Raw genomic sequence first — 10,682 nt, 5'->3', positions numbered from 1 at the left:
TCACTGGCTCCTGTCGCTGTCGGCGGATGCGGGTCGGACGGCGGGCAGCAGCGCGGCCAGCGCGGGGAGGCCGTCCAGCACATCCTGGGCCGGCAGCCCGAAGTCGATGAGGCAGCCCACCTCGTCCGCGCCCGCCTCGGCGAGCCTCGCCAGCACCGCGGCGGCCTTGGCCGGTGTGCCCAGGAGCGAGGGGCCCGCCAGATAGTCCTGGAAGGCGGCCTCCAGCAGGACGCGTTCGTCGCCGCCGCCGGTCTGCGCCCGGTAGGAGGACAGGTAGGTGTGGAGCGCGGGCCGCAGCTTCGCCTCCAGATCCTGCTCGTCGCTGACGTGCGCGTGGGTCATCACCACGACGTCGCCCCGGCCGGGATGCCCGGCGTCCTGCCAGGCGGCCCGGTACCTGGCCACGTTGTCGCGCAGCTGCCGCAGAGTCTGCCCCAGCAGCGCGGTCATCACGCCGTACCCGGCCGTGCCCGCCGCCTGGAAGGTCTCCGGATTCCCGGCCGCCGTGATCCACACCGGCAGCTCGGGCTGCACCGGGCGCGGCTGGGCGACCACCTGCGACGGTGCGCCGGTGGTGCCCGGGAAGGTCAACCGCTCGCCCGTCCAGAGCCGCCGTACCTGCTCGACGGTGCGCATCAACGTCTTCTTGCGCTCGTCGTAGGGCTCCTGGGCCAGCACGAAGTCGTCCGGGTGCCAGCCACTGGCGAAGGAGACGCCGACCCGGCCGCCGGAGAGGTTGTCCACCACCGCCCACTCCTCGGCGATGCGCACCGGATGGTGCAGCGGGGCGGCGACGCTGCCGGCCCGCAGCCGCAGCCGCCGGGTCCTGACCGCCACCGCGGAGGCGACGACGGAGGGGTTGGGATGCGATCCGCCGAAGTCCACGAAGTGCCGTTCCGGGAACCACGCTGCGTGGAAGCCCCGCTCGTCGGCGAACTCGCAGGCTCGCAGCATCATGGCGTAGTAGTCGGGGACCGCGAGGGCGCGGGCCTGGGGGAAGAAGTACAGGCTGAGCCGGACCGGTGGCACCTCGCCCGGCGATCCGGGAACGTCCGGGGCGTGCCGGGCGCGTTCCCGCAGCCGGAGCCGGAGAGCTTCGCGCTGCTCGGGGGTCAGCTGTCCGAGTCGTTCGTCGATGCCGCTCATGCCTGTCCTTCCCCTTCGCCCTGTGTCTCGATCTCGGCCAGCAGTTCCAGCAGCTGGGCGTCGTCGCGCCCGTCGAGGAGCTCGTCCACGCGCGCTGCGAAGTCGCCGAACGTGGAGTGCTCGTACAGGTCCTGCAGGCGCACCTCGACCAGCAACTGGTCGTTGACGACGGAGATGAGCTGCGCCGCCTGGAGCGAGGTGCCGCCCAGTTCGAAGAAGTTGTCGTCCGGGCGGATCGCCGGACCGCCGAACGACTCCTGCCACAGGGTGGCCAGCAGGGCCGGCGTCTCTCCCGTCTCGGAACCGTCCGGCGCGGGCCCGGCGGCGGACGCGCCGGCGGCGGCGCGCCCCGCCTGCTCCGGCCGGGCGGTGGCGGGCTGGGGCGCAGCCGGCCGGGCTGCGTGGCCGTCCGGTCCGGTGGCCGTCCAGTGGCGGGTGTCGGCGAACGCGTAGCCCGGGATCCGGGCCGTGCCTGCGGGCGGGGCGACGAGGACGTCGGTCGCGCAGCCGGCCGCCCAGGCGGAGCCGAGGGCGGCCAGGTACGCCGTCGCCTCGTCGCGGGTGCCGTCGCCGAGCAGCTCGGCTATGACGGGACGGTGCCGTGCTCCCCGGGTGGCGCGCCGCAGTTGAGCGGCGAAGGTACGTCCCGGACCGGCCTCCAGTACGACGCCCGGTGATGCGCGCAGGAGGGCCTCCACCCCGTCGGCGAAGCGGACGGGGTTGCGCAGCTGGCGGCCCCAGTAGGCGGGGTCGGTGGCCTGCGCCGCTTCGAGCGGTGCTCCGGTGACGCCGGACAGCACCTGCTCCCGGGGCGCGTGCAGCGTGAGGGTGCTCACCACGTCGGTGAACGCCTCGGCCGCCTCGGTCATGGAGCGGGAGTGGAAGGCGTGCGCGGTGTGCAGGCGGCGGACCTTCACGCCCTTGGCACGGCAGCGGCGCTCCACCTCCGCGATGTGCTCCGCCTCCCCGCCGAGGACCACGGTGTCGGCGGCATTCACCGCGCAGACGTCGACCGGCAGCCCCTCTGCCAGCTCCCTCGCCGTGTCCTCACCGGCCAGGACCGCGGTCATCACACCGGCCGGCGCGCGGCTCATCAGCCGGCCGCGTTCGACCGCCGCGGCCGCCCCGTCCGCCTCGGAGAAAACACCCGCCCAGGTGGCGGCGACCAGTTCGCCGATGCTGTGGCCGAGGAGGACCGACGGCGTGACACCGCGGCGCCGCAGCCCGTGGAGCAGGGCCAGCTCCACGCTGAACAGCAGCGGCTGGACGGTGTCGGTGCGCAGCCAGCGCGGGTCGCCGGCCGGCCAGGTCCAACAGCCCTCCAGGTCCGGGCCGCCGCACGCGCGCACCAGGGCCCGCGTGTATCCCCATTCGCCGGCGAAGTCGGCATCGGCGGCGAGCAGCCCCCGTCCGGTACCGGCCAGGGCGACTCCCTGGCCGGGCAGCAGTACGGCGACGGACGGGTCGGGCACCGCCTTCGCCACGGCCGACGCCGACTCCAGCGCGTCCGCCAGCACCCCGCGCGCCGACGCCTCGTCGACCGCCTCGACCGGGCAGACCCAGCGGTGGGGCAGTCGGCGACGGCTGTGCCAGAGCGTGCCGAGGACCTCGCTCACCGGCACCGTCCCCGCGCGCACCACGGTGGCGAGCCTGGCCGCGGTGCGCTCCAGCGCGTCCGGGCCGGCGGCGGAGAGCACCGCCAGCCCGCGCCCGGACCAGGCTGCGGCCGGCTCGGGAGCCCCGGGAGGTTCGGCAAGGATCACGTGGGCGTTGGTGCCGCCCAGTCCGAAGGAGCTGACCGCCGCGTACCGGGTGCGCTCGCCGGGCCAGGGCTCGGCCTGTCGCGGGAGGCGGAACCGGTCCGACCCCAGGGATACGTCGGGACCGTCCCCGGGCTGCGCGGGGACCGGCGGGATCACCGCGTGCTGGACGGCGAGCACCGTCTTGATCAGACCGACCACGCCCGAGGCGGTGTCGGTGTGCCCGATGCCGGCCTTGACCGCTCCCAGCGCGCACGGATCCGCCGCGTCGCCGTAGACCTGGGCCAGCGCCGCCAGTTCGACCTGGTCGCCGAGTTCCGTGCCGGTGCCGTGCGTCTCGATGAAACCGATGTCCTCCGGTTTGCGGCCGGCGACCTCCAGTGCCTCCTCCAGGACCGCCGCCTGGCCCCGGGGGCTGGGCGCGACCAGGCTCATCCGGTCCGCGCCGTCGTTGTTGACCGCGCTGCCGAGCAGCACCGCCCGGGTGCCGCGCCCGGCTTCCTCGGCCCGGCGCAGCACCACCACTCCGGCGCCGCTGGAGGGCACCGTGCCACGGCTGCCCCGGGTGAAGGGCCGGCAGCGGCCGTCCGGGGAGACCACGTCGCCCTCCTGGTAGGTGTAGCCCGCGCCCGGCGGCAACTGGACGGTGACACCGCCCGCGATCGCGAGGTCGCACTCGTAGGTGAGCAGGCTGCGGATGGCGACGTGGACGGCGACCAGCGAGGTGGAACAGGCGGTCTGGACCGTCAGTGCCGGGCCGGTGAAGCCCAGCCGGAAGGCGAGGGAGGTGGCGAGGTAGTCCTTGTCATTGCCGAGGGAGATCTGCTGGCGGCCCGCGGCACGGCTCAGCGTGGGATCGGTCTCGACGTAGCGGTGCTGATAGCCGCTGTCGCCGCAGCCGAGGAAGACTCCGACCCTGCCTGGATCGCGCTCGGTGTCGACGCCCGCGTCCTCCAGCGCCTGCCAGGCGACTTCGGTGATGACGCGCTGCTGGGGGTCGGTCACCGCCGCCTGGGTGGGGCTCATGCCGAACAGCTCCGCGTCGAAACGGTCGACGCGGTCGATCCCGCCGACGCCCAGGGTGCCGTCGTCCAGGACTCCCGGCAGCGCCACGTGCCCGCGAATCACGTTGTCCCAGAAGGTGTCGGCGTCCGCGGCTCCGGGCACTCGGAGGGCCACTCCGACCACCGCCACCGCGTTCTCGGGTGTGCGCATCTGCGTCCGCCTCGATTCCTGGTACCTAGAGGGTCGATGAGGGCCGTCGGCCGGCGCGCCAGCCGCTCAGGGCGCGGGAGCGGTCACGGCCCCGGGGCGCGCCCTGAGCCGCGGGTCCGCCGGCCTCGGCAGCACCGTCGAGGTGTGCCGCGAGGGTGCGCACGGTGGTGTGGCGGAACAGTTCGCCCGCGGTGAGACCGGGATGGCCGGCCCGCAGCGCGGCCAGGACCCGCAGCACCCCGTGCGATGTGCCGCCGAGTTCGAAGAAGGTCGCGTCGTGGTCCCCGACGGGCCGGCCCAGGATCGTCTCCCACACCTGGCAGAGGCGTGCCGCGGTGGATCCGGCCGCCGGGGGCGGCGCTCCGACGTGTTGCTGCGGCCGGTGGCCGGCCGCCCATCGCGCCAGGGCGTGGCGGTCGAGTTTGCCGTTCGGCAACTGCGGCAGCGCGGGGACGCGCAGCCATACGGCGGGGACCACGGCCGGCGGAAGCCACGCCTCGGCGTGGGCACGCAACTCCCGCAGCGGGCCGGGGGCCAGCGGGCTGGGGGGCTCGTCGGCATCCGGCGGTCCGCCGTCCGCGTGCGCACCGTCCGCCACGAACGCCACCAGCTGGGTGGAGTCGGCGTTCGGGGCCACGGCGGCCCCCTGAGCGCCCCCCGCGCGCAGGGCCGCCTCCACCTCTGCCACCTCGATCCGCTGGCCGAGGATCTTGCACTGTCCGTCCCGCCGGCCGAGGAAACGCAGTCCGTCCGGGCCGTCGAGCACGACCAGATCCCCGGTGTCGTAGCCCCGTTCGCGGCCCGCGCCGAGCGACACGAAGCGCTCGGCGGTCAGCTCCTGGCGGTGCCAGTACCCCTCGGCGACGCCCAGGCCGCCGATGACCAGCCGGCCGGGGCACCCCGGCGGGAGCCGGCGGCCCAGTGCGTCCAGCACATGGCAGGACTCCCCCGGCAGGGGCAGCCCGATCCGGACGGCCGTGCCCCGGGTGACCCGCCAGGTGGTGGACCACACGGTGGTCTCCGTGGGGCCGTAGCAGTTGACCACGGGCCCCGGGACGGTGGCGGCCAGCTCGTTCGCCAGGTCGGGCGCGAGGGGTTCGCCGCCGATCAGCAGGGCGCCCAGCCGGCCGAGCAGGGCGCGGCCCGCCGGGTCGGCGAGCAGCAGCCGGGCGACGGTGGGCGTGCACTGGTACAGCGCGCCGACCGGCACGTCCTGTTCGGCTGCCTGCCGGTGTCCGGTCACCAGGACGGTGCGCCCCCGGGTGAGCGGCCACAGCAGTTCCAGGACGCTGATGTCGAAGGACAGACTGGTGCCCGCGACGGTCACCGGCGCCTCGGGCAGGGCCCGGTCGCAGGCGTCGAAGAACCCGGTCAGCTGGGCGTGGCCCACGACGACGCCCTTGGGCCGACCGGTCGAGCCGGAGGTGTGGACGACGTACGCGCGCCCGGCGGGGTCCGACGGGGCGGTGCCCTCGGCCCCTGTTTCCGGGCCGGCGGCACCGGATTCCGGTTGTGCGTCGCCGGTCCCGGGCGCGACGGCAAGCAGCGCGTCCATGTCCAGGGGCAGGACGCCGGGCGTTTGCCGCAGCGTCTGCGGCAGGTGTCGGTCGCTCAGGACCGCGGCGGGCGTGGTGTCCTCGACGATGAAGCGCAGCCGGTCGGCCGGGTACTCCGGATCCAGCGGCACGTACATCGCGCCTGCCTGCCACGTGGCGAGTACGGCCACCACCAGGTCCGTGCCCCGCGGCAGGCAGATGCCCACCCGGTCCCCGGGCCGCACACCGTGCTCCTCAAGTGCACGGGCCACTGTGCGGGATCGCCGCGCCAGGGCCGCGTAGTCGAGCGTGCGGCCACCAGCGGTCACGGCGATGGCGTGGGGGGCGCTGCGGGCATGGCGGAAGACGAGTTCGTGCACGGGCCGCGGGTCGGGGACGAGGACGCCGCCGTCGAGAACGGCCAGTTCGGCCGACTCCGTCTCACCGAGGAGTTCGACGTCGGCGAGCGGGCGTACCGGGTCCTCGGTGAGGTGCCCGAGGAGACGGGCGACATGGTCCAGGGTGGTGCGGGCGCGTTCCGGGGGCAGGGCGCCGTCGCGGTGGACGAGTTCCAGCCGCATCCCGCCGTCGGGCAGATGGCACAGGGCCAGACAGCAGTCGTACTCCGCCTCCCCGGTGCTCGTCTCGCCGATCGTCCAGCGCAGGCCGCCCGCCTCGGCCGGCGGCACCGGTACGGTCTCGGTGCACAGGATCTGGGCGAGCGGCTTGCGGCCGTGCTCCCGGACGGCGTGCACGCCGGTCAGGATCTCCTCGAAGGGCAGTTCCGCGTGGTCCAGCGCGTCCAGCAGCGCGTCCATCGCCCGGTCCACCACTGTCGAGGTGTCCGTCCCGGCCAGGCCGACGCGCACCGGGACGGTGTTCTGCAGACAGCCGATGCGCTGGGCGCCGCCGTCCTTCCGGCCGCTCACCGGGACCGCGAGGACGACGTCGTCCCGGTCCAGGTACCAGGCCGCCACGGCGGCGACGGCGCCGAGGAACTGGGCGAAGGGACTGGCGCCGGTGGTCCGCGTGCGTCGCCTCAGGCGGTCGCAGATCTCCGGTGGCAGGTCCAGGGTGGTGGTCCGTTTGCGCCGGCTGGTCGCCGGTCGCGTCCAGGGCAGTTCGGTCCGCTGCGGGCTGCCGTCCAGGTACCGCCGCCAGAAGGCGCGCAGCCGGTCCCGGTCCGTGTGCGGTGCCTGGTCGTCGTCGCCCGGTCCGGCGGCGGGTGGCCCGGACGTGCCGGGGTCGGCGTAGGCGTGGGTGAGGGCCGACAGCAGGAGGGCCGTGGAATCGTCGTCGAAGACCGCGTGGTGCACGGCGATCAGGCAGTGGGTGCGCTGCGGGCCGACCAGCGCCCGGATCCGGCACAGCGGCCCGCGGCCGTGTGCGAAGGGCACGGCCAGCGCGGTGGATTCCGCCTCCACCAGGGCGTCCGGATCGGCGGTCTGCCGGATCACCGTGTCCACCGCGTCCGGCTCGTGAACCTGCTGGAGGAGTCCGGCGGCGTCGAGGTGGAGCGAGGTGCGCAGCGCCGGGTGGGCGGTGACGACCGCGCGCAGGGCGTTGCGCAGCCGTTCGGGGTCGGCCGTCCCGTCCGCGGTGATCCGTTTGACGAGGGTGCGGGCGGCGCCGCCGTCCTGCTGGTCCAGCAGGAAGAAGCGCAGCTGACCGGGGGTGGCGGGGCGGCTCATCCGGCGTTCTCCCGCTCGGCGGCGGTCCTGGAGCGCAGCAGTGCGGTCATGGCCGCCGGGGTGGGGTGGCGGATGACCTCCTTGAGAGCCAGTTCGGGCAGGCCGGCGCTGCGCAGCGCCGTTTTGAGACGCAGGGCGAGCAGGGAAGTGCCGCCGAGTTCGAAGAAGTTGTCGTCCGGGGCGACGGGTGTCTCCAGCATGTCGCGCCAGACGCCGATGACCCGGTCGAGGACGTCGCCGGCGGCGCCGGGAGCGTCACCCGGGGCGGTGCGGGCGTCGGCGTCCAGGTCCGGGGCCGGCAGGAGCGTGGGGTCGAGCTTGCCGTTGGCGGTGAGGGGGAGGGCCGTGAGTGCGGTGACCGTCTGCGGGACCATGTATTCGGGCAGGCGGGCCGCCGCGCGCTGGAGCAGCCCGCTGGTGGAGTGTCCCGGCGCGAGCACCGCGTAGGCGTCGAGGCGGGCTTCGGCGGTACCGGTGCCGTGGACGACGACCGCCGCGGCGGTGACGGCGGGGTCCCGCAGCAGGGTGTCGCGGACTTCGCCGAGTTCGATGCGGTAACCGCGCACCTTCACCTGGGCGTCCAGTCGTCCCAGGTGTTCCAGCTCCCCGTTCGGCAGATAGCGGGCCTTGTCGCCGCTGCGGTACAGCAGGCCGCCGGGCACGTCCGGGTGACGGTCGCGGGTGAAGCGCTCGGCGGTCAACTCGGGCCGGTTGACGTAGCCTTGCGCCACGCCCGCACCGCCGACGTAGATCTCTCCCGCGACGCCGGGAGCCACCGGGCGGCCGTACGCGTCCAGGACGTACACGTCCCAGCCGGGCAGTGGACGGCCGACCACGCGGCTGCCGGTACGGGCGTCGTCGGGTGTGACCGTGTGGGTGGTGCTGTGCACGGTCGTCTCGGTGATGCCGTACATGTTCTCCACGCGCACCGCGGGATACCACTGGAACCAGGGCAGCAGGGTGCGGGTGTCCAGCGGCTCACCGCCGAAGATCACCAGGCGCACCGAGAGGAGTCCGTGTGCCAGGCGGTCGGTGCCGAGCAGCAGCCCGAACGCGGTCGGGGTCTGGCTCAGGACGGTCACCTCCTCGTCCTCCAGCAGCCGGTGGAACTCCTCGGCGTTGCGGGAGACCGCTCGGGGCACGATCACCAGCCGCCCGCCGGTGAGCAGGCAGCCCCAGATCTCCCAGGCGGAGAAGTCGAAGGCGAACGAGTGGAAGAGCGACCACACGTCACCGGGGCCGAGGCCGAAGTCGTCGCGCGTCGCGGTGAGCAGCGCCGTGACGTTTCTGTGCGTCACGAGCACGCCTTTGGGCCGGCCGGTGGACCCGGACGTGTAGATGACGTAGCACGGGACGTCCGGGGCGACGGCGGGCAGCGGTCGTGCCGGATCCCGTGGCCGTTCGGTCACCGAAAGCCAGCGGATGTGCTCCGGCAGGTCCGCCGGGCGGGACTCCGCGTCGCCGACGACGACCCGCACGTCCGCGTCGCCGACGATGAAGGCCAGCCGCGCCTCGGGGTAGGAGGGGTCCAGCGGTACGTACGATGCTCCCGTCTTCAGCACGCCCAGCAGGGCGACGACAAGGTCACAGGAGCGTTCCATGCGCACGCCCACCCGGTTCCCGGCCCGTACCCCTGCTTCGGCCAGCGCACGGGCCACCGCGTCGGAACGCTCGTCGACCTCGGCGTAGCGCAGTGCCGTCTTCCCGTCGTTCACGGCGATGCGGTCGGGCGAGAGCGCGGCGCGCTGGGCGAACAGCGCGGGCAGGGACAGTTCCTCGGGGTCGGTGGCGGCGCCGCGGGCAACGTCCATGACGCGCCGCCGGTCCGCGTCCCCGAGGGCGGTCACGGTCGACAGGGGCGCGTCGGGGTGCTCGGCGAAGTCGCGCAGGACGGCCACGAGCTGGCGGGTGAACTGTGCGGCCCCGCCGGGTGAGAACCATCGGTGACGGAACTGGAGCAGTCCCTGCGCGGCGCCCTCGGCCGCCATGTCGACATAGCAGAGGAGCGGGAACTTCGCGGCGCCCGGGAAGGGGTGCGGGAGCGGTACGGCGGTCAGCCCCGGCAGGTGCAGGGGCGGCGGGTTCCACAGGGGGGCGACGGCCGCGGTCAGCGTGCCGGCGCCGGGGCTCTGGTGGCCGACGGGCAGGACGTCGAAGAGCGGCAGGTCGGCGTCGCGGTAGGCGGCGAGGCTCTGGCGGTGGCAGGCGCGCAGGAAGTCGGCCACGGTGGCGTCCTCCGTGACCCGCACCGGGATGGGGACGGTGTTGCTGAAGTAGCCGATGGTGTGCCGTTGCGCGGCCGGCCGGCGGCTGACGAAGCTGCCGACGAGCGAGGCGTCCGTGCCGCCGTTGCGCGCGAGGACCAGCCCCACCGCGGCGGTCAGCGCCGAGTAGCGGGTGATGCCCAGCGCACGGGCGGTGTCGGCCAGTTTCCGCCACACGTCGTCCGGGACGGTGAACCGCGTCTCTCCGCCGTCGGCCTCCGCCGCGTCGCCGGCGCCGCATCCCCATTCCGGTTCCGTGACGAGCGGGAGGGCGGACAGTTCCGCGCGGCGGTCGGCCGCCCGGTCGGCGCCGCGCAGCGCGGCCTCGGCCGCTGCCGCCGCCCAGGCCGGATAGTCGCCCGGGGTCCTCGTGCTGTCACCGCTGAGCACCTCGGTCACGGCCGTCTCCATGGCGAGGTCGTCGACCACGAGGTGACTGGCGGTCAGGACGAGATCGGCGCCGCCGTCCGGGTGGTGCAACAGCGCGCCTCTCATCAGCGGCCCGTGCCGGGTGTCGATCGGGCGCAGGCACTCCTCCAGCCGCCGCATCGCGCCGGTGTCGTTCCCGGCCGAGGGAGGGAGGGTCTCGTCACGCCATTCCGGGGTGGTGTCCGACCGGGTCATTCCGAGTGCCGGGCCGTCGTCGACGAGGCGCGAGGACAGGGCCGGATGCCTGCGCACCAGGGTACGGAAGCGCTCTGCGATCAGCTCGCTGTCGAACGTGCCGGTGAGGCGGTAGGCGGCGACCACGGTGTGCAGTCCGTGCCGTTCGGCCAGGGCGTCGGCGAGGTGAACGCCGACCTGGTTGGGCGCCAGCGGCCAGCGGGCCGCGGACGGCCGGTCCGCGGTCACCGGGCCACCGCCTCGGCCGTCGTCCGCGCCCGGCACACGGCGCGCGACCCGGCGTTCCCCCGGGGCGCCGGTCCCTGGGACCCCGTTCGCCCCGAGGCGCCCGCGCCCCGGACCCCGAACCCGTCTGTGCGGTCAATCACGGCTTGCCTCCGGTCGATGCGTGTGCGGGCAGTGACGGAGTGGGCCCCGTGGCGGGCGGCAGTGCGGTGCGCCGGCGGG

4 protein-coding genes are annotated in these 10,682 nt (G+C 74.6%); all 4 read right to left on the bottom strand.

Annotated elements, in window-relative coordinates:
* Genes ACFY2B_RS26500 through ACFY2B_RS26485 form a run of 4 tightly spaced genes read right to left on the bottom strand, consistent with a single transcriptional unit; the run spans position 1 to position 10,463 of the window.
* Positions 1-1,146: a MupA/Atu3671 family FMN-dependent luciferase-like monooxygenase gene (locus ACFY2B_RS26500; protein ID WP_390765568.1), complete on the bottom strand. Its 1,146-nt coding sequence runs from the start codon at positions 1,144-1,146 to the stop codon at positions 1-3.
* Complete coding sequence (locus tag ACFY2B_RS26495) at positions 1,143-4,121, bottom strand: type I polyketide synthase (RefSeq protein WP_390765567.1); 2,979 nt, start codon at positions 4,119-4,121, stop codon at positions 1,143-1,145. The genes ACFY2B_RS26500 and ACFY2B_RS26495 overlap by 4 nt, the downstream gene beginning before the upstream one ends.
* A gap of 25 nt (positions 4,122-4,146) precedes the next feature.
* Positions 4,147-7,347, bottom strand: coding sequence for an amino acid adenylation domain-containing protein (locus ACFY2B_RS26490; protein ID WP_390765566.1), 3,201 nt, complete (start codon positions 7,345-7,347; stop codon positions 4,147-4,149).
* Entirely contained in the window at positions 7,344-10,463 is a 3,120-nt protein-coding gene (locus ACFY2B_RS26485) for an amino acid adenylation domain-containing protein (RefSeq protein WP_390765565.1), read from the bottom strand. Before ACFY2B_RS26485 ends, ACFY2B_RS26490 begins: the two co-directional genes overlap by 4 nt.
* Between the last annotated feature and the right edge of the window lie 219 nt (positions 10,464-10,682).

It is taken from the genome of Streptomyces sp. NPDC001270, assembly GCF_042896695.1.
Taxonomy (GTDB): domain Bacteria; phylum Actinomycetota; class Actinomycetes; order Streptomycetales; family Streptomycetaceae; genus Streptomyces.
Note: the sequence above shows the minus strand (reverse complement) of the source record. Positions and strands in the feature narration are given on the sequence as shown.